Source organism: Stenotrophomonas sp. YJH_SMC_122 (genome assembly GCF_059369535.1).
The window spans coordinates 41,653-60,297 of sequence record NZ_JCAFST010000011.1 but is presented as its reverse complement, the minus strand read 5'-3'; the positions used below and the strand labels follow the sequence as shown (position 1 = coordinate 60,297).

Below are 18,645 nucleotides of genomic sequence, written 5' to 3'. Positions count from 1 at the left end.
GTCGATCTCCGGGGGCAGCATGCGCCGTTATCCCACCGCCTGCGTGAAGCGCGCGCGTATGCGTGGCATCCGGATACGACAACGCCGGCACAGGGCCGGCGTCGTCGGGTGCCTCAGGTTCGCGGCAGGATCACTCCTGTGCGGCGTCCTCGCTGCTGGCCGCAGCCGGGGCGCTGTCGGTCGTGGCCGGGGCGGCGACTGCCACCTCGTCCTCGTCCTCGTCGATCGAGGCATCCATGCGCTCCACCGCCTGCAGCTTCTCGTCCTTGGACAGGCGGATCAGGGTCACGCCCTGGGTGTTGCGGCCGACGCGGCTGATTTCCGAGCCACGCGTACGCACCAGCGTACCGCCGTCGGAGATCAGCAGGACTTCGTCGCGGGAGCCCATCAGTACTGCGGCGACCAGCTTGCCGTTGCGCTCGGTGGTCTGGATGCCGATCACACCTTGCGTGCCACGGCCCTTGCGCGGGTAGTCCGGCAGCGGAGTTCGCTTGCCGTAGCCGTTCTCGGTGGCGGTCAGGATGTACTGCACGCTGCTGTCATCGGCACCGTCAATCACCGCATCGCCCGTGGCGGCGGCTTCCTCGACACCGTTGTCGTCCTCGTTCTCGTCCTCGATGCCACCGGCACTTTCGGCCACGATCAGGCTGACCACTTCCTCGCCGGCCGGCATCTTGATGCCACGCACGCCAGTTGCGGTACGGCCCATCGAGCGGACTTTGTCCTCGCCGAAGCGCACGGTCTTGCCGTTGGAGGCGAACAGCAGGATGTCGCGCTGGCCATCGGTCAGGCCGACGCCGACCAGGGCATCGCCCTCATCGAGGTTGATCGCGATCTTGCCGCGGGCCAGACGGAAGGCGAACTCGCCCAGCGGGGTCTTCTTGACCGTACCGTTCTTCGTAGCGAAGAACACGAACTGGCCATCGGCGTACTCGCGCACCGGCAGCACGGCCTGCACGCGTTCGCCCGGTTCCAGCGGAATCCAGTTGATGATCGGACGGCCACGGGCGTTGGAACCCGCTTCCGGCAGCTGGTAGACCGGCAGCCAGAACACCTTGCCCGAACTGGTGAAGGTCAGCAGCGTATCGTGCGTGTTGACCAGCCACAGCTGTTCGATGAAATCCTCTTCCTTGGTCGCCGCCGCACTGCGGCCACGGCCGCCGCGGCGCTGCGCGCGGTACACGCTGACCGGCTGGCGCTTCACGTAGCCGGCGTGGGACACGGTGACCACCACGTCTTCCGGCGCGATCAGGTCCAGGATGTCCAGGTCTTCTTCGCTGTGGCGGATTTCGGTGCGACGTTCGTCGCCGAACTCGGCCTTGACGTTGACCAGCTCCTCGCGGATCACCTGCAGCAGGCGGTCGGGATCTTCCAGGATGTGGATCAGCCCGGCGATCACTTCCAGCAGCTGCTTGTACTCGTCGGTCAGGCGGTCCTGCTCCAGCCCGGTCAGGCGGTGCAGGCGCATTTCCAGGATCTGGGTGGCCTGGATCTCGGTCAGCTGGTAGCCGCCCTCGACCAGGCCGACGCCCTTGGGCAGGTCTTCCGGGCGCGAGGCTTCGGCACCGGCGGCACCCAGCATCGCACCGACCAGGCCCGGCTCCCACACGCGCGCCAGCATGCGCTCGCGGGCTTCGTTCGGGTTCGGCGAGGTCTTGATCAGTTCGATCATCTCGTCGATGTTGGCCAGCGCGACGGTCAGGCCTTCCAGCACGTGGGCACGGGCGCGCGCCTTGCGCAGCTCGAACACGGTGCGGCGGGTGACCACTTCGCGACGGTGGCGGACGAACGCCTCCAGCATCTGCTTCAGATTCATCAACTGCGGGCGGCCGTCGACCAGCGCCACCATGTTGATGCCGAACACCGATTCCATCTGGGTCTGCTGGTACAGGTTGTTCAGCACAACCTCGGCAGATTCGCCGCGCTTGATCTCGATGTAGATGCGCATGCCGTCCTTGTCGGACTCATCGCGCAGCTCGCTGATGCCTTCAATCTTCTTTTCCTTGACCAGCTCGGCGATCTTTTCGATCAGACGCGCCTTGTTCACCTGGTAAGGAATTTCAGTGACGATGATCGATTCGCGGCCGTTGTCGGCCACTTCGATATCGGCCTTGGCACGGATGCGCACGCGGCCACGGCCGGTGCGGTAGCCGGCGACGATGCCGGCGGTGCCGTTGATGATGCCGGCGGTCGGGAAATCCGGGCCCGGGATGTACTCCATCAGGCCGTCGACGTCGATCTCCGGGTTGTCGATCAGCGCAATGCAGGCGTTGATCGATTCGCTCAGGTTATGCGGCGGGATGTTGGTCGCCATGCCCACCGCGATACCGGCCGAGCCGTTGACCAGCAGGTTCGGGAACCGGGTCGGCATGACCGTCGGCTCCAGTTCCTTTTCGTCGTAGTTGGGCTGGAAGTCGACGGTTTCCTTGTCGATGTCCGCCATCAGCTCGTGCGCGAGGCGCGACATGCGCGCTTCGGTGTATCGCATGGCCGCGGCGGAGTCGCCGTCGATGGAGCCGAAGTTACCCTGGCCATCGACCAGCATGTAGCGCAGCGAGAACGGCTGTGCCAGGCGCACCAGCGTGTCATACACCGACTGATCGCCATGCGGGTGGTACTTACCGATGACGTCACCGACGATACGCGCCGACTTGAAGTAGGGCTTGTTGCTGTGCGCGTTGAGCTCGTTCATCGCGTACAGCACGCGGCGATGCACCGGCTTGAGGCCGTCGCGCGCATCCGGCAGCGCGCGGCCCACGATCACGCTCATGGCGTAATCGAGGTAGCTCTTGCGCATCTCGTCTTCCAGGTTGACCTGGATGATTTCCTTGGCGGTTTCTGCCATTCGGGTTCCGTTGTCTGGTAGCGGTCCAGTCCGGCGCATTCGCCCGTGGGCGGTCGCGCCGGAACCTCGATTCAACCTGTGGATACTACCACAACAGGCCGTTTTCCGCCTCCCTTTACGGGGATTTTACCGGCACAAATCAGGAACTTAGGGAGTTACCGGCCAGCGGCCGGCACTACCGGGGCGGCGGTCGCGCCGCCCTCCCCTGCGCCTCAGCCGCCGAAGGCGGCGCGCATGTTCTCGGCGGTCGGGTTCAGGATCACCCCGCGCTCGGTCACGATGGCGTCGATCAGCTCGCCCGGGGTGACGTCGAACACCGGGTTCCAGGCGGCGATCCCTTCGGCCACGGTGCGGGTACCGCCCACGCCATACAGCTCACCCGGGTCGCGCTGCTCGATCTCGATCTGGCTGCCGTCCACGGTTTCCATGTCCACGGTCGAGGACGGCGCCACCACCATGAACTTCACGCCGTGGTGGCGCGCGGCAATGGCCAGTTGGTAGGTGCCGATCTTGTTGGCGGTATCACCATTGGCGCAGATGCGGTCTGCGCCCACGATCACCCACTGCACGGCACCGGTCTTCATCAGGTGCGAGGCCGCCGAGTCGGCGATCAGGGTGGCATCGATACCGTCCTGCTGCAGCTCCCACACGGTCAGGCGTGCCCCCTGCAGCCACGGCCGGGTCTCGCCGGCGAACACGCGGGCGATGCGGTGCTGGGCCATGCCGGCGCGAATGACGCCCAGCGCGGTACCGAAGCCGGCGGTGGCCAGCGAGCCGGTATTGCAGTGGGTCAGCACACCGCTGCCGGCCTCGATCAGGCCAGCGCCCAGTGCGCCCATGTGGCGGTTGGCCGCCAGGTCTTCCTCGGCGATGGCCTGCGCTTCGGACTCCAGCAACGCCTTCCAGTCGGCGCCGGCAGCGTTCAGGCAACGGCGCATGCGTGCCAGCGCCCAGGCCAGATTGACCGCAGTGGGGCGCGATGCGTTCAGGCGCTGCAGTGCCGGTTCCAGCTGCTGCAGCGCGTGCGCACCGTCTGCGGCCTGCACCTCTCGCGCGGCCAGCACCACGCCCCAGGCGGCGGCAATGCCGATCGCCGGCGCGCCACGCACAGTCAGCGCGTGGATGGCGCTGGCAACCTCGTCACTGTCATGGCAGACCACGTGCTCGACCACGAACGGCAGCTTGCGCTGGTCCAGCAGTTGCAAGGCATCGCCGGTCCACAGGATCGGGCGGATGTGGTCGTAACGGGCGTAGTCGATGTCGGAGGCAGTGTTCATGGGCCCATTGTAGGGCCACGCCCCGCGTGGTTGGAGCCTGCCCCGGCTCAATTCACCGAGAATTCGGCGCGGCAGCCGCCGTCCACCCAGATCCCGTTGCGGTTCCAACCCCAGGTGCTGCCTTCCTCGCAGGGCGTGCTGGACAGCTGCTCGGAGACCACAGCACCCACCGAGATGCTCGCGCCGCAGAAGCGGCGCTTCTTCGACTTCGATTCGCAGGTCAGGCGGCGCGGCACATCGACGAAGCGGCCGTCCTCGTCGGCCACCTCGAAATCGCCCTGGCAGCCACGGCTGGTCCAGACTTCATTGCGCTTGTAGCCCCATCCCTGGCCTTCCCGGCACGGCAGCACCGACAACTGGCGAAGCAGGCGCACCGGCGCGCCATCCAGGCGTACCGGGCAACTCTGCGGACGGCCATTGGATTCGCAGCGCACCACGCGGCGCACCAGGCGCTTGCCTTCCGTTGCCGCAGGTGCCGCACCCTGCGCACGGCGCGCACGGAACTCGGCGCGGCAGCCCAGGGTGACCCACACGCCGCTGCGGTCGGTGCCCCACTCGCTGCCGCGGATGCAGCTGTTGCTGGACAGCTGGCGCACCAGATCGACGCCGTTGGCCACATCGATATCGCAGTGCACCCAGCCCATGTCGCGGGACTCGCAGGTCACCACTTCATCGTCGTAGCCCACCTGCTGGGCCGACGCCGGCGACGGCAGCCAGGCACCCCAGAGCGCAATGGAGTACATCGGTGCAGCGACAACCGCAAACCACTTGACCAAAGCCTTCCCCAGCAGGAATGGATGAACTGCATGCCAGTGTCCGGCATTGGCCGTGATAAAAGCATCATCCCGCTTACCGACGCAAGCGCGCAGAACCCGCGTTTCGTTCAGCCTGGGATGTTCAGCAACGCGTGATGGTCACGCGTGGGCGAAGTCGTAGGCCAACACATCTGCAATGCGCGGTGTGCGGTTCATCGCCATCAGCAGGCGGTCGACCCCCAGCGCCACGCCGGCACAGGCCGGCAACGCTGGCAACGCCGCCAGCAGCGCTTCATCCAGTGGCGGCTGCACCTGCCCACGTTCGTGGCGGCGCTGCTGGTCGCGCTGGAAGCGGGCACGCTGCTCGTCGGCGTCGTTCAGTTCGTGATAGCCGTTGGCCAGTTCCACTACACCCAGGTACAGCTCGAAACGCTCGGCCAGCGGCGGCGTGCCGGCGCGGATGCGTGCCAGCGCGGCCTGGCTGGCTGGCCAGTCATGCACCACGGTCATGACTGCGTCATCGAAATGCGGCTGGATACGATGGGTCATCAGCAGGTCGAGCCAGTCATCACGGGTCAATCCGACCGGGTCGATGTGCACCTCGCCCAACGCGGCACGCAGCGCGGACTCATCCGCCTCGAACGGATCCACGCCAAGGTGCTGCTGGAACAGCTCGCGGTAACTCAGCACGCGCAGGGTCGCACGGCGTCCCACCAGGGCCAGCGCCTGTCCGATCAGCTCGGCGGTTTCCTGTACCAGCCGATGGTGGTCCCAACCGACCCGATACCATTCCAGCATGGTGAATTCCGGGTTGTGGCGACCACCGGCCTCGCCATTGCGGAACACCCGGCCCAATTCGTAACAGTCGCCCACGCCGGCAGCGAGCAGGCGCTTGAGCGGATACTCCGGCGAGGTGCGCAGCCAGCGGCGGCGTCCGCCGGCATCGACATGCCCGGTGAAGTCGGTATGGAAGCTGTCGATGTTCGGCTCGGTGTTGCCCGCGACCGACAGGATCGGCGTCTCCACCTCGAGCACATCGCGCTCTGCAAAGAAGCGGCGCACCAGCGCATTGAGCGCGGCGCGCTGCTGCAGCGCGCGCAGCAGGGCCTCGCTCACAGGATGCCCTCCGGGCGCGGATGGTCGAGCGGCAGGGTCAGCAGATCGCGCGTATCGTCGATGTAGCCGCTGGCCAGGTACAGGCGGCGTGCCAGTTCGTTGTGGTGGTTCACTTCCAGGCGCAGGCGGCTGACGCCACGACCGCGAGCGCGCTGTTCGCAGATGGCCAGCGCCTGCTTGCCGCGGCCACGACCGCGCGCGCGATGGCTCAGGTACAGCTCGTCCAGCAGCATGAAGTGGCCGCCCTGCTCCAGGCTGAAGCCCATCGCGATCACCGCGTAGCCGACCACCTCGCCCGCCTCGTCCAGCCACAACAGCACTTCGCCATTGCGCGGATCGGCCAGCAGCGCGTCCACGCCGCGACGCACGCGCGCGTCATCGAAGTCGAGCCTGTCTTCGGCGTAGAACTCGCGCATCAGCGCGATCAACAACTCCTCGTCGGCACGGGTGGCCAAGCGGAAATCCAGCGGGGCGGTCTGCATCGGTGTTCCTTTGTGTTTCATGCCGGGCGCGGGGACACCCGGCGGGATCGTCACTCGTGTTCGGCCAGATAAGCCAGCAGGCGGTCTTCGTCCCATACCGGCACGCCCAGCGATTGCGCCTTGTCCAGCTTGGAGCCGGCCTCGGTACCGGCCACCACGAAGCTGGTCTTCTTCGAGACGCTGCCGGAGACCTTGGCACCCAGCGCTTCCAGGCGCTCCTTGGCGGCATCGCGGGTGAGCTGGGCCAGGGTGCCGGTCAGCACCACGGTCTGCCCATCCAGCGGGCCGGCCACGATCTCGGCCAGCGCCGGTGCCTTGGCCAGGATCTGCTGCATCGCCTTCTCGGCTGCCAGCAGCATCGCGCCATGGCCATCGGCATCGAGCCAGTCGGCCAGACCGCGCGCAGTGTCGTCCGGCAGGCCGGCGTTGACGAACTGCCCATGCTCGGCGTCGAGCACCGCCTGGGCACCGGGCAACGCGGCCACCAGTTTTTCCGCGCGCAGGCGGGTGATGCCGGGAATCTCTGATTCGACCAACAGCTGCGCCAGATCCAGCCCCTCGCGCAGCCTGGCGCTGGGCGCGTGCACATCGCTGATGCGGACCTGGCCGACCTGCAGCAGGTCATCGATGGCCTGCTGGTTGCCCTGCTGTTCGAAGAAGTGGCCGAGCGACCGCGCCACTTCGCCACCGATGTCCGGCACGCGCTTGAACAAGGGCCACGGCAGGTGGCGGATCAGTTCCAGGTCACCGAACCACTGCGCCAGTGCCTTGGCCGTGCTCTCGCCCACGTGCTCGATGCCCAGCGCGAACAGCAGCCGTTCCAGCGTGGCGGCACGACTGGCGTCGATGGCCGCGATCAGGTTGTCGGCCCACTTGGTGGCGATCTTCTTCGTGTTCCATTCGAACCGGGCCGGCTGCGCCAGCGCCTGCGCGCGCCAGCCCGGATCGTTGCCGTCCAGCCTGAGCACCGCATTGAGCACCGCGCCACTGCCTTCGGCCGGCAGGTGCAGCTTCAGTGCGGCGGCCAGCGCCGAGGGATCTTCAGCGTCCAGCACCAGCTTCAGGTGCAGCAGCTGGTCACGACTGAGCCGGTACAGGTCGGCCACGCTCTTGACGATGCCGGCGTCGACCAGGGTTTCAATGTACTTGTCGCCCAGGCCGTCGATGTCCATCGCGCGGCGCGAAGCGAAATGGGCAATGGCTTCCTTGCGCTGCGCCGGACAGGACAGCTCACCCGAGCAGCGCCATGCGGCCGCTCCTTCCTCGCGCACGATCTCCGAGCCGCACACCGGGCAGCGCGTCGGCATCTGCCAGGGCGTGGTGCCCTGCGGGCGCCGGTCGAGGATGACGCTGACCACTTCCGGGATCACGTCGCCGGCGCGGCGCACGATCACGCTGTCGCCGATGCGCACGTCGAGACGTGCGATCTGGTCGGCGTTGTGCAGCGTGGCGTTGGACACGATCACGCCGGCCACGGCCACCGGTGCCAGCCGCGCGACCGGTGTGGCCGCACCGGTGCGGCCGATCTGGATCTCGATCGCCTCCACCGTCGTGCTCTGCTCCTGCGCCGGGAACTTGTGCGCGATGGCCCAGCGCGGTGCGCGCGAGACGAAGCCCATCGCCTGCTGGCCGGCACGGTCATCGAGCTTGTAGACCACGCCGTCGATATCGAACGGCAGGCCGTCGCGACGCTCGCCGATATCGCGGTAGTAGCCGAGCAGACCATCCGTGCCTTCCACCACCTTGCACAGCGCACTGACCGGGAAACCCCAGGCGCCGAGCTGGGCCAGCGTGCCCGAATGGGTATCGGGCAGCTCGCCGCCCTGCACTTCACCGGTACCGTAGGCAAAGAAGCTCAACCTGCGCTGCGCACTGATCTTCGGGTCGAGCTGGCGCAGCGAACCGGCCGCCGCGTTGCGCGGATTGGCCAGCACCTTGCCGCCGTGCAGGCGCGCCCGTTCGTTGTAGGCCTCGAAATCGGCGCGGGCCATGTACACCTCGCCGCGCACCTCCAGCACGTCCGGCCAGTCCTTGCCGTGCAGGCGCTTGGGAATGTCGCTGATCTCGCGCAGATTGGCGGTCACGTCCTCGCCGGTGCTGCCATCACCGCGGGTCGCGCCGAGCACGAAATGACCATCCTCGTAACGCAGGCTGATCGCCAGGCCGTCCATCTTCGGCTCGGCCGAGAACTGCAGGCTGCGACGGCCCAGGCGTTCGTCAATGCGGCGCACGAAGTCAGCCACTTCCTCGTCGCTGAACGCATTGGACAGCGACAGCATCGGCACCGCATGGCGCACCTCGGCGAAGCGGCCGGAAGGACGCGCACCGACCTGCTGGGTCGGGCTGTCGGCCCGGGCCAGTTCCGGATGTTCGCGCTCCAGTGCTTCCAGCTCGCGCACCATCCGGTCGTAGTCGACGTCGGCGATCTCCGGCGCGTCCAGCTCGTGGTAGGCGCGGTTGGCCTGGGCGATCTGCCGGCGGAGATCTTCGGCGCGTTCGGCGGGGCTGGGGCTCATCGGAATCCGGTGGTTCTGGGATGGCCGGGGATTCTACCGCGCCCGGCCGTCAGGCCCTGTAACGCCCCGCCTTCGCAGCGCCAAGCCATGCTCGACGGGCGCTCCCCTGCCCTGGTGGATGCAAACCTTCTCCCCGCCCCGGTAGGTGCCAACCTTGGTTGGCACAGCTGTAGTCGAGCATGGCTCGACGCTACAAAAGGCAGCTTGCCGCGCGCCGCCACCAGCGCTAGCGTGCGACGGTCTGCCCTTCGGAATCCTGCCCGTGACCCTGCCCGCTTCCCGTCGACGCTTCCTGCAACTGGCCGGTGCTGGCCTCGCCGTCGCTGGCAGCGGGCTGCCGCAGCTTGGCCATACCCAACCCGCGACGGCCGCCGCTCCTGCCCCCGCCGAAGGTGCGGTGCTGCTGAATTTCAACGAATGCCCCTACGGCCCCTCGCCCGCAGCCCAGCAGGCGGCACGCGACAGCATCGCCGGTTGCGGCCGCTACCGTTTCGCACTGGCCGGACAGGTGCGCGACGCCTTCATCGAACAGGCACGCATTCCGGCTGATCACGTGCGGTTGTATCCGGGTTCCAGCGAACCGCTGAACCGTGCCGCCGTGCTATGGACCGGCCCGCAGGCGGGACTGGTAGTCGCCGACCCGACCTTCGAGACGCTGGGCGAGGTCGCCGCCGCACACGGTGCGCACGTGCAGAAAGTGCCGCTGCGCGACAACGGCGCACATGACCTGCGTGCAATGGTCGCCGCCGCGCACGCGCGCCCGACCGGGCTGCTGTACGTGTGCAATCCGAACAACCCGACCGGCTCGATCAGCCCACCGGATGAGCTCGCCTGGCTGCTGGCCCACAAGCCCGCCTCCACCCGCGTGCTGGTCGACGAGGCCTACCTGCAGTACAGCGAGCAGCCCAGCCTGATCACCCAGGTGACGCAGCGCGATGACCTGATCGTGCTGCGCACGTTTTCCAAACTGTACGGCATGGCCGGCCTGCGCCTGGGCGTGGCAGCCGCACATCCCGACCGCCTGCGCGAACTGGCCAGCCTGGGTGACAACCCCCTGCCCGTGCCGGCACTGGCCGCCGCACTGGCCAGCCTGCACGATACCCAGTTGATCGCGCAGCGCCGCCTGCAGAATGCCAGGGTGCGGCAGGCCACCATCGCGTGGCTGGGCAAGCGTGGTTTCAGCTGCGTGCCGTCGGAAGCGAACTGCTTCGTGGTGGATGTGCAGCGCGACGGTGCCGCCTTTGCCAGGGCGATGGCGGACAACGGCGTGATCATTGGCCGCAGCTGGCCGATCTGGCCACAGCGCGTGCGCGTGACCGTCGGCACCGAAGACGAGATGGCCGCATTCCGCCGTGCGTTCGCCAAGGTGGCCGGCGTACCGGCGTAGACCCGATCCACGCATGGCGTGGATCTACCGGGGTGGGTGCCGACCGTTGGCCGGCACAACAGGCTTTACCAGCGCGGGGTCTTGGTCAGCGGCGGTGCCTGGTGCTGGCGGTCGTAGGCACGCAGCTCGTCGCGGATGTGCGCGATGCGCTGGCGGCCCAGGGCATTGCGGCTGTCATCCAGCACCACGCCATCGAGCAGCTCGGCCATGCGCTGCACGGTCGGCAGCATCTTCTCCCAGGCATCAAGCGCGGTCAGCGGCGCCGGCAGGGTCAGGAAGAAGGCGATGGCCGGGGTTTCCATGGCACGGATGTTGGCCATGTCGAAGCTGCCTGGCTTCATGATGCTGGCCATCGAGAAGATCGGGCCGCGCTCGGGGTGGCCTTCCACCAGGCGGTGGAACACGTTCATGTGGCCGAATACCAGGCCGGTCTTCTCGGCCGCCACCACGATGTCTTCGCCGCGCAGCTGCTCGCCGGCACGGGCGGCCACGAACAGCGAGACGATCTTGTCGAAATCCTGGGTAGTGCGCTTGCCGAGGTCATTGGCCGCGCCCGGATCGGTGTCGGCCAGGCCAAGTTCGGCCTGCTCGCCTTCGCCACGCATGCCCGGTTCGACGCGGCCCTCAGCCACCACGACGCCGTCCTCGCCCAGGACCGGTTCGCGGCGCTCGCCACTGGTCGGTTCCGCGTTCTCCACGCGACGGCCCTGGGGCTTCTTCTTCGGACGGCCAAACAGGAAGATCGCGGCGATCAACAGCAGGCCGGCGGCCAGGATGCCGATGCGCAACAGTGCCGTGTCGGACATTCGATAGGTTCTCCGGCTAATTCATTCAGGTAACTAGGATGGCACGTCAGGCCGCGCCCGCCAATCGCGCCGCTTCTTCCAGGTCCACGCTGACCAGGCGGCTGACGCCCGGCTCACGCATGGTCACGCCCGACAGCTGGTGCGCGGCCTCCATCGTCGCCTTGTTATGGCTGACGAACAGGAACTGCACCTTCTCGCTCATTTCCTTGACCATGTTGGCCAGGCGGCCGACGTTGGCTTCGTCCAGCGGCGCGTCCACCTCGTCCAGCAGGCAGAACGGGGCGGGATTCAACTGGAAGATGGCGAACACCAGCGCCACCGCGGTCATCGCCTTCTCGCCGCCGGACAGCAGCGAGATGCTGGACACGCGCTTGCCCGGCGGGCGCGCCATGATGGTCACACCCGTGTCGAGCAGGTCTTCTCCGGTCAGTTCCAGGTAGGCGTGGCCACCACCGAACAGGCGCGGGTACAGGGACTGGACGCCGGCATTGACGCGGTCGAAGGTGTCCTTGAACCGGCCGCGGGTCTCGCGATCGATCTTGCGGATGGCATCCTCAAGCGTTTCCAGCGCCGTGGTCAGGTCGGCGTGCTGCGAATCCAGGTAGTCCGAACGCTGCGAAGCCTCGCCGTACTCGTGGATGGCGGCCAGGTTGACCGGCTCCAGCCGGCGCATGCGCGCGTCGATCTGGTGCACGGCCTGCTCCCAGTCGCCCAGGCGCGCGTCTTCGGGTAGTGCGTTGAGCACGTCCTGCAGCACGAATCCGGCCTTTTCCACCGCCGCCTGCAGGGTGTCGGCGCTGAGCACCAGGGCCTGCTGGTCGAGCTTGCGCTGCGAAATGCGCTCGCGCTGGGCCAACGCCTGCTCATCGCGCTGGTGGCGGGTCTGCTCGTAGTTGCGCAGCTCGGCGTCGATGCCGTCCAGCAGCGTGCGCGCCTCGGTCAGCACGCGATCGGCCCGCACGCGCTCTTCCAGCGCGTTCTGGTGTTCGGCCTGCAGCGATTCGACCGGCGAATCCCCTTCGTCCAGCTGCGAATGCAGCTCGCCCAGCCGCGCATCCAGCTGCCCGCGCTGGGTGCCCATGCGCTCCAGCGCCTGGCTCAACGAGGCCAGCTGCGCACGCTGCGATTCCAGGGTCAGGGCCAGCGAATGCGCGCGCTCGCGTACCGCACGGGCGGCATCGCGGGCCAGGTCGCGGGCCTCGGTCAACTGCCGACGTTCGCCCTCCAGCCGCTGCCGGGTCGATTCCAGGTCGCCCATGCTGCTGACCGCACTCTCCAGCCGCGAGCGCGCTTCACGCGCCTGCTCGTTGTTGGCTTCCAGCGTTTCCTGCAACTGCTTCAGCTCGCCCTCGATGCGGTCGATGCGGGTGCGTGCCGCTTCCACCTTGCCCTGCTGGCCCTGCAGCTGGCCGGCCAGTTCGGACACCGCGCGATGGGCCTGGTAGAGCGCGCGCTGCGCGTCCTCGCGCTGCTGTTCGGCCGCCTGCAGCTGCTCACGGAAACCGCTCAGCTGCTCTTCCAGCTCGGCCTCGCGGTCCTGCAGCTGCTCGATCTGCTCACGCAGTTCGTTGATCTCACGCTCGCGCAGCAGCGCGCCCTGCTCGGCGGCACCGGAGCGCGACACCCGCACCCAGCCCTGGCCCAGGCGCTCGCCGCCCTGGGTGATGATCGAATCGCCTTCCGGCAGGCTGGCCTGCAGGGCCTTCGCCTCGGACAGGTCCCTGGCACCGTGCAGGTGTGCCAGCAGGCGCCGGATCGCTGCCGGGCCGCGCACGCGTGCCGCCAGCGAGGTCGGCGCCACCTTCAGTTCAGCAGCATCGTCGGCGACCAGCGCAATGTGGCCTTCGCCAAGTTCGCCCAGCGCGCCGACCAGGCTGGCCGGGTCATCGACTAGCACGCCTTCGATCAGCTGGCCGAGCGCACTTTCCACCGCGTTTTCCCAGCCGGCATCCACGTCCAGGCGTTCGCCGACGCGCGCCGCCGAATCCAGGCCGCGCGCCTTCAGCCAGGCCACGGCTGCCCCCTGCTCCTGGCCCAGCGCGGCCTGCTGCAGGGTTTCCAGCGAGGCCAGGCGACCGCGCAGGCCGTTGGCCTGCTTGCGCAGTTCAGCCAGTTCGTTCTGGCCATTGCGCTGCTGTTCCTGCACCGCCGCCACCCCCTGCTTGCGCAGCTCGACGTCTTCACTCAATTCATCCAGCGCGGCCTTCTGCGTGTCGTGCTGCAGGTGCAGCTGCTCGAAGGCTTCTTCCAGCGCGTCCACGTCCAGGCCTGCGCGTTCGGCGGCCAGGGCCTCGCGACGCCGGTCGGCGTCGAGGATCTGCTTGTCCAGGTAGTCCACGCGCGTGCGCTCGACATCGCCGGCGCGCGAGGCTTCCGAACTCTGCGAGGTGTGCTGTTCCCAGCGCTGCTGCCAGCTGGCCAGCCGCTCTTCAGCCTCGCGCAGGCTTTCCTGCTTGATCTCGTTTTCTTCCTGCAGTTCTTCCAGCTGCGGAGTGGCGGCCTCCACCGCCTCGCGCAGCACCCTCAGTTTGGCCTCGTCGCCGCTGATGTGCTGGCCCAGTTCGGCCAGCGCCTGCTGGGTTTCATCGCGCGCCTTGTGCAGGCGCTGCGACAGCTCGCGCTGGTGCTGGATCTGCTGTTCCAGGCGCGCCAGCGTGCTGCCGACCTGGTAGACCGCAGCCTGCGCGGTGTTCAGAGCGTCGGCGGCCTCTTCGCGCCGCGCGCGCGCGGTCTCGATGCGGGCCTCGGCGTCGCGCTGGTCGGCGATCAGCTGCTGCAGCTTGGTCTCTTCCTGCGACAGGCCTTCGCGCAGCTTCGACAGGCGACCGTCCAGCCCGCGGAATTCCAGGGCCTTCCACTCGGCATCCTTGACCCGGCGCTCTTCCTGCAGGGCCTGGTACTGCTCGGCCTGCCTGGCCTGGCGCTTGAGGTGCTCCAGCTGCTTGCTGATCTCATCGCGCAGGTCGCCCAGCCGGTCCAGGTTCTCGCGGGTGTGGCGGATGCGGGTCTCGGTCTCCTTGCGGCGCTCCTTGTACTTGGAGATGCCGGCCGCCTCTTCCAGGTAGACGCGCAGGTCTTCCGGGCGCGCCTCGATGATCTGGCTGATCATGCCCTGCTCGATGATCGAGTAGCTGCGCGGCCCCAGGCCGGTGCCGAGGAACAGGTCGGTGATGTCGCGGCGACGGCACTTGGTGCCGTTGAGGTAGTAGTTGCTGGTGCCGTCGCGGCTGACCGTGCGCTTGACCGAGATTTCGTTGAACGAGGCGTACTCGCCGGAGATCGTGTGGTCGGAGTTGTCGAAGATCAGCTCGACCGTGGCCTGCGAGACCGGCTTGCGGGCATTGGACCCGGAGAAGATCACGTCGGTCAGCGAGTCGCCGCGCAGGCGGCTGGCCGAACTCTCGCCCATGACCCAGCGCACGGCGTCGATGATGTTCGACTTGCCGCAGCCATTGGGCCCCACCACGCCGGTCATGTTGGTCGGCAGGTGCAGGGTGGTCGGATCGACGAACGACTTGAAGCCGGACAGCTTGATCGTGGAAAGACGCATAGGGGTTCCGGACTGGGGCCGGCAAGCGGCCTGCGTTTACCCTCCAAGTCATTGATCCTGTTGGGATCGATGCCCGTGGAACGGGTGTGACGCCCTGAGTATACCGATGTGGCCGTGTTCTACGAATGGGCGTGGAACATTGTCCAGCCCTGCCCCGCCGGCCGGACGTGGCCCGACGCCACGAAACGGAGCCATAAAACAAAACGGGCACCCTTGCGGGCGCCCGTTCTGCGGTGATGCCAGGCCTTGCGGCGTGGGATCAGGCTTCGGCGACGACGACGACCTTGACGGTGGTCTCGACGTCGGCGTGCAGGTGGATCAGCACGTCGTACTCGCCGATGTTGCGGAAGGCGCCTTCGCCCAGGATGACTTCGCTCTTGCTGACCGGCAGGCCGGCAGCGGTGAAGGCATCGGCGATTTCGCGGGCGCCGACCGAGCCGTACAGCTTGCCTTCGGTCGAAGCGTTGGCCGGGATGGTCACGCTCGCACCGTCCAGCTTGGCCTTGCGGGCGTCAGCTTCGGCGTGGATGGCCTGGGCCTTGGCTTCGTATTCGGCGCGCTTGGCTTCGAACTCGGCCTTGTTGCTCTCGGTGGCCGGAACGGCCTTGCCCTGCGGCACGAGGAAGTTACGGCCGTAGCCCGGCTTCACGTCGACCAGGTCGCCCAGGTTGCCGAGGTTGGTGACTTTCTGCAGGAGGATCAGCTGCATGGTATTGCTCCAGATAAGTTATTCGTTAGCGAGGCGATGCCCCGCAACAAAGGCTGTCCGAATAGCTGGCACAGCGGGGGCGGCACCGGGCCGCCCCGCCGGGCATCAGACGTCGTGGTTGTCGGTGTACGGAATCAGGGCCAGGAAGCGGGCGCGCTTGACGGCGGTCGCCAGCTGGCGCTGGTACTTCGACTTGGTACCGGTGACGCGGCTCGGCACGATCTTGCCGTTCTCGGTCAGGTACTGGCGCAGGGTGTTGAGATCCTTGTAGTCGATCTCCTTCACACCTTCAGCCGTGAACTTGCAGAACTTGCGGCGACGGAAGAACTTGGACATGGGAAGGCTCCTTAGGCGGCGGAAGCGGCGTCGTCGCCGGCTTCGTTGTCAGCGGTGGTGGTGGACTCGCCTTCTTCGTCGTCACGACGACGGCGCTCACCGCGCTCCGGCTTGTCACCCTTCTCGTCCTTGCTCTTCATGATCAGCGACTGCTCGGTGTCAGCCTCGTCACGCTTGATGACCAGGTTGCGCAGCACGGCGTCGTTGAAGCGGAAGCTTTCGGTCAGTTCGTTCAGAACGGCCTGGTCGGCTTCGATGTTCATCAGCACGTAGTGGGCCTTCACCAGGTTCTGGATCGGGTACGCCAGCTGGCGGCGGCCCCAGTCTTCCAGACGGTGGATGGTACCGTTGCCGTTCTCGACCAGCGACTTGTAGCGCTCGATCATGGCCGGGACCTGCTCGCTCTGGTCCGGGTGGACCATGAACACGATTTCGTAATGACGACTCATGTTTTTTTCTACCTTTCGGATGTGGCCTTGCGGCCGGACAGCCCCCCGCCGTTGAGACCGCGGTGGGGCAAGGATTCCCGCCGGGGAGGCAGGAAGCCGCGCATTATGGCGCAGATGGGGTGGCCGGGCAACCGGTGGGCCACCTGGCGCCCTGAGCCGGGGCGAGCGCCCAGCCAACCCGGGTTGGGCGCCACCAGAACGATCAGGCCCCGGCCGGCCGTCAGGCCTTGTCGGCGTCGGTGGTGAAGCTCTCGCCGCAGCCGCACTCGGCGGTGGCATTCGGGTTGCTGAACGTGAAGGTCTCGCTCAGGCCGTGCTTGCCGAAGTCGATCACGGTGCCGTCCACCAGCGCCAGGCTCTTGGCATCGACGTAGATCTTCACGCCGTCCTGCTCGAACACGGTATCGCCCTCGCGCTCGTCGCGTGCCAGGTCGGTGATGTGGCCCCAGCCGGAGCAGCCGGTCCTGGTCACGCCGAAACGCAGGCCCAGCGCGCCGGGGGTCTGGGCGACAAAGCGCTGCACGCGCTCGAAGGCAATGGGGGTCAGGCTGACGGCCATGGGGCTACTCCAGAGGTACGGGAACATTATAAGGAGCCGTTGCCGCGAAAAATGCCTCGCAAGCAGAACGCTGCAAACGGTAAACTCCCGTGTTCACAGATCGAGTCGATCAGCAGAGGATTCAAGTCATGACGGTGGTCAGCGTTGAACATGCGCTTGCCGGGAAGATCCCGGAAGGCGGCGAAGTCACGGTACGCGGATGGGTGCGCACGGTGCGCGGTTCAGCGAATCTGGCCTTCGTGAATGTGAGCGACGGCTCCTGCTTCGCCCCGATCCAGGTCGTCGCCAACGACACCCTGGCCAACTTCGACGAGATCAAGCGCCTGACCAGCGGCTGCTCGGTCATCGGCACCGGCACCCTGGTGAAGTCGCAGGGCAAGGGCCAGTCGTTCGAGATCCAGGCCAGCGCCCTGGAAGTGGTCGGCTGGGTCGAAGACCCGCTCACCTACCCGATCCAGCCCAAGCCGATGTCGCCGGAGTTCCTGCGCGAAGTGGCGCACCTGCGCCCACGCACCAACCTGTTCGGCGCAGTCACCCGCATCCGCAACTGCCTGGCCCAGGCCGTGCACCGCTTCTTCCACGAGAACGGCTTCAACTGGATCAGCACCCCGATCATCACCACCTCCGACGCCGAAGGCGCCGGCCAGATGTTCCGCGTGTCCACCCTGGACATGGTGAACCTGCCCCGTGACGAGAAGGGCGCGATCGACTTCAGCCGCGACTTCTTCGGCAAGGAAACCTTCCTGACCGTGTCCGGCCAGCTGAACGTCGAGGCCTACTGCCTGGCGCTGAGCAAGGTCTACACCTTCGGCCCGACCTTCCGCGCCGAGAACAGCCACACCACCCGCCATCTGGCGGAGTTCTGGATGATCGAGCCGGAAATCGCCTTCGCCGACCTGGCCGAAGACGCACGCCTGGCCGAAGAGTTCCTGAAGTACCTGTTCCGCGCCGTGCTGAACGAGCGCAGCGACGACCTGGCCTTCATCGCCGAGCGCGTGGACAAGAACGCGATCACCAAGCTGGAAGACTTCATCAACGCACCGTTCGAGCGCATCGACTACACCGACGCGGTCAGCCTGCTGCAGAAGTCCGGCAGGAAGTTCGACTTCCCGGTGGAATGGGGCCTGGACCTGCAGACCGAGCACGAGCGCTGGCTGACCGAGGAACACGTCGGCCGCCCAGTGGTGGTGACCAACTATCCGGAGCACATCAAGGCCTTCTACATGCGCCTGAACGACGACGGCAAGACCGTTGCCGCGATGGACGTGCTGGCCCCGGGCATCGGCGAGATCATCGGTGGCAGCCAGCGCGAAGAGCGCCTGGACGTGCTGGACGCGCGCATGGCCCAGTTCGGCCTGGATCGCGAGCACTACAGCTGGTACCGCGACTTCCGCCGCTATGGCTCGGTGCCGCACGCCGGCTTCGGCCTGGGCTTCGAACGCCTGGTGGTGTACGTCTGCGGGCTGTCCAACATCCGCGACGCGATCCCCTACCCGCGCGCCCCGGGCAGCGCGGACTTCTAAGCCCCACACGACCACGGAGGTACGACTCCCATGACCCTGTTCTTCGCCCTGTGTTTCGTCGGCGTTGCAGTGGCCGGGTTCAGTGCCTTCGTGATCTTCTGGCCGCTGACCCTGGTGCACGTGCGCGACCGCCATCCGGCGCTCGCCGAGCGCTTCGGCAGCGGCGCCTTCCTCAAGCCCGATGCCCTGGCCTGGCTGCTGCGCCGCGACTATCGCCAGCAGCCGGACCGCTCGCTGTCCGGGTTGGCGACGCCGGCCTGGGTTTCGCTGCTGACCCTGCTGGCCGGACTGGGCATGGCCGCCCTGCTCTGGCTGGCCTCGCTCTGGTAACCCCC

At 67.2% G+C, this 18,645-nt stretch carries 15 protein-coding genes; 3 read left to right on the top strand and 12 right to left on the bottom strand.

What is annotated here, in order from left to right; genetic code table 11:
* Window positions 1-130 precede the first annotated feature (130 nt).
* From gyrA to ligA, 6 genes are all read right to left on the bottom strand, one after another.
* Window positions 131-2,845, bottom strand: coding sequence for a DNA gyrase subunit A (gyrA, locus tag AC5P66_RS14965; RefSeq protein ID WP_049414865.1), 2,715 nt, complete (start codon window positions 2,843-2,845; stop codon window positions 131-133).
* Window positions 2,846-3,057: 212 nt separating this feature from the next.
* Window positions 3,058-4,122 carry an S-methyl-5-thioribose-1-phosphate isomerase gene (gene mtnA, locus AC5P66_RS14960; protein WP_134709517.1) on the bottom strand — a complete coding sequence of 355 codons (1,065 nt, stop codon included), beginning with the start codon at window positions 4,120-4,122 and terminating at the stop codon, window positions 3,058-3,060.
* Window positions 4,123-4,169: 47 nt separating this feature from the next.
* Window positions 4,170-4,898, bottom strand: coding sequence for a DUF3011 domain-containing protein (locus AC5P66_RS14955; protein WP_005417382.1), 729 nt, complete (start codon window positions 4,896-4,898; stop codon window positions 4,170-4,172).
* 138 nt (window positions 4,899-5,036) lie between these two features.
* Window positions 5,037-5,993 (bottom strand): EF-P lysine aminoacylase EpmA, encoded by a 957-nt coding sequence (epmA, locus tag AC5P66_RS14950; protein ID WP_049414869.1) that lies wholly within the window; start codon window positions 5,991-5,993, stop codon window positions 5,037-5,039.
* Window positions 5,990-6,475, bottom strand: coding sequence for a GNAT family N-acetyltransferase (locus AC5P66_RS14945; protein ID WP_495216471.1), 486 nt, complete (start codon window positions 6,473-6,475; stop codon window positions 5,990-5,992). The genes epmA and AC5P66_RS14945 overlap by 4 nt, the downstream gene beginning before the upstream one ends.
* A gap of 50 nt (window positions 6,476-6,525) precedes the next feature.
* The gene (gene ligA / locus AC5P66_RS14940) at window positions 6,526-8,997 is read right to left on the bottom strand and encodes an NAD-dependent DNA ligase LigA (protein ID WP_192839731.1); all 2,472 of its coding nucleotides are present in this window, start codon (window positions 8,995-8,997) and stop codon (window positions 6,526-6,528) included.
* Between the two features lie 256 nt (window positions 8,998-9,253).
* On the opposite strand from ligA, the gene AC5P66_RS14935 reads away from it, so the two are divergent.
* Window positions 9,254-10,378, top strand: coding sequence for a pyridoxal phosphate-dependent aminotransferase (locus tag AC5P66_RS14935; RefSeq protein WP_495216470.1), 1,125 nt, complete (start codon window positions 9,254-9,256; stop codon window positions 10,376-10,378).
* 65 nt (window positions 10,379-10,443) lie between these two features.
* Here AC5P66_RS14935 and zipA read toward each other — a convergent pair whose 3' ends face one another.
* The 6 genes from zipA to AC5P66_RS14905 form a co-directional block, all read right to left on the bottom strand.
* Window positions 10,444-11,184: a cell division protein ZipA gene (gene zipA, locus AC5P66_RS14930; protein ID WP_049412849.1), complete on the bottom strand. Its 741-nt coding sequence runs from the start codon at window positions 11,182-11,184 to the stop codon at window positions 10,444-10,446.
* 46 nt (window positions 11,185-11,230) lie between these two features.
* Window positions 11,231-14,734 carry a chromosome segregation protein SMC gene (gene smc, locus AC5P66_RS14925; protein ID WP_495216469.1) on the bottom strand — a complete coding sequence of 1,168 codons (3,504 nt, stop codon included), beginning with the start codon at window positions 14,732-14,734 and terminating at the stop codon, window positions 11,231-11,233.
* A 259-nt stretch (window positions 14,735-14,993) separates the two neighbouring features.
* The gene (gene rplI / locus AC5P66_RS14920; protein ID WP_043398478.1) at window positions 14,994-15,443 is read right to left on the bottom strand and encodes a 50S ribosomal protein L9; all 450 of its coding nucleotides are present in this window, start codon (window positions 15,441-15,443) and stop codon (window positions 14,994-14,996) included.
* 105 nt (window positions 15,444-15,548) lie between these two features.
* Complete coding sequence (gene rpsR, locus AC5P66_RS14915; protein WP_002804494.1) at window positions 15,549-15,779, bottom strand: 30S ribosomal protein S18; 231 nt, start codon at window positions 15,777-15,779, stop codon at window positions 15,549-15,551.
* A gap of 11 nt (window positions 15,780-15,790) precedes the next feature.
* Entirely contained in the window at window positions 15,791-16,228 is a 438-nt protein-coding gene (rpsF, locus tag AC5P66_RS14910; protein WP_006452997.1) for a 30S ribosomal protein S6, read from the bottom strand.
* Between the two features lie 220 nt (window positions 16,229-16,448).
* Window positions 16,449-16,787, bottom strand: a complete 339-nt coding sequence (locus tag AC5P66_RS14905; RefSeq protein ID WP_134968195.1) for a HesB/IscA family protein — start codon at window positions 16,785-16,787, stop codon at window positions 16,449-16,451.
* A 128-nt stretch (window positions 16,788-16,915) separates the two neighbouring features.
* Here AC5P66_RS14905 and asnS point away from each other — a divergent pair, with 128 nt between their 5' ends.
* Both asnS and AC5P66_RS14895 read left to right on the top strand, forming a co-directional pair.
* A complete protein-coding gene (gene asnS / locus AC5P66_RS14900) occupies window positions 16,916-18,310 on the top strand; it encodes an asparagine--tRNA ligase (protein ID WP_049415614.1) in 1,395 nt (464 codons plus the stop codon).
* A 30-nt stretch (window positions 18,311-18,340) separates the two neighbouring features.
* The gene (locus AC5P66_RS14895; protein WP_005417403.1) at window positions 18,341-18,640 is read left to right on the top strand and encodes a hypothetical protein; all 300 of its coding nucleotides are present in this window, start codon (window positions 18,341-18,343) and stop codon (window positions 18,638-18,640) included.
* Window positions 18,641-18,645 lie beyond the last annotated feature (5 nt).

Bases quoted from the DNA above. Each gene is read 5' to 3' on its own strand.
- gyrA (WP_049414865.1), bottom strand. From the start codon at position 2,845: ATGGCAGAAACCGCCAAGGAAATCATCCAGGTCAACCTGGAAGACGAG.
- mtnA (WP_134709517.1), bottom strand. From the start codon at position 4,122: ATGAACACTGCCTCCGACATCGACTACGCCCGTTACGACCACATCCGC.
- AC5P66_RS14945 (WP_495216471.1), bottom strand. From the start codon at position 6,475: ATGCAGACCGCCCCGCTGGATTTCCGCTTGGCCACCCGTGCCGACGAG.
- zipA (WP_049412849.1), bottom strand. From the start codon at position 11,184: ATGTCCGACACGGCACTGTTGCGCATCGGCATCCTGGCCGCCGGCCTG.
- smc (WP_495216469.1), bottom strand. From the start codon at position 14,734: ATGCGTCTTTCCACGATCAAGCTGTCCGGCTTCAAGTCGTTCGTCGAT.
- rplI (WP_043398478.1), bottom strand. From the start codon at position 15,443: ATGCAGCTGATCCTCCTGCAGAAAGTCACCAACCTCGGCAACCTGGGC.
- rpsR (WP_002804494.1), bottom strand. From the start codon at position 15,779: ATGTCCAAGTTCTTCCGTCGCCGCAAGTTCTGCAAGTTCACGGCTGAA.
- rpsF (WP_006452997.1), bottom strand. From the start codon at position 16,228: ATGAGTCGTCATTACGAAATCGTGTTCATGGTCCACCCGGACCAGAGC.
- AC5P66_RS14905 (WP_134968195.1), bottom strand. From the start codon at position 16,787: ATGGCCGTCAGCCTGACCCCCATTGCCTTCGAGCGCGTGCAGCGCTTT.
- asnS (WP_049415614.1), top strand. From the start codon at position 16,916: ATGACGGTGGTCAGCGTTGAACATGCGCTTGCCGGGAAGATCCCGGAA.
- AC5P66_RS14895 (WP_005417403.1), top strand. From the start codon at position 18,341: ATGACCCTGTTCTTCGCCCTGTGTTTCGTCGGCGTTGCAGTGGCCGGG.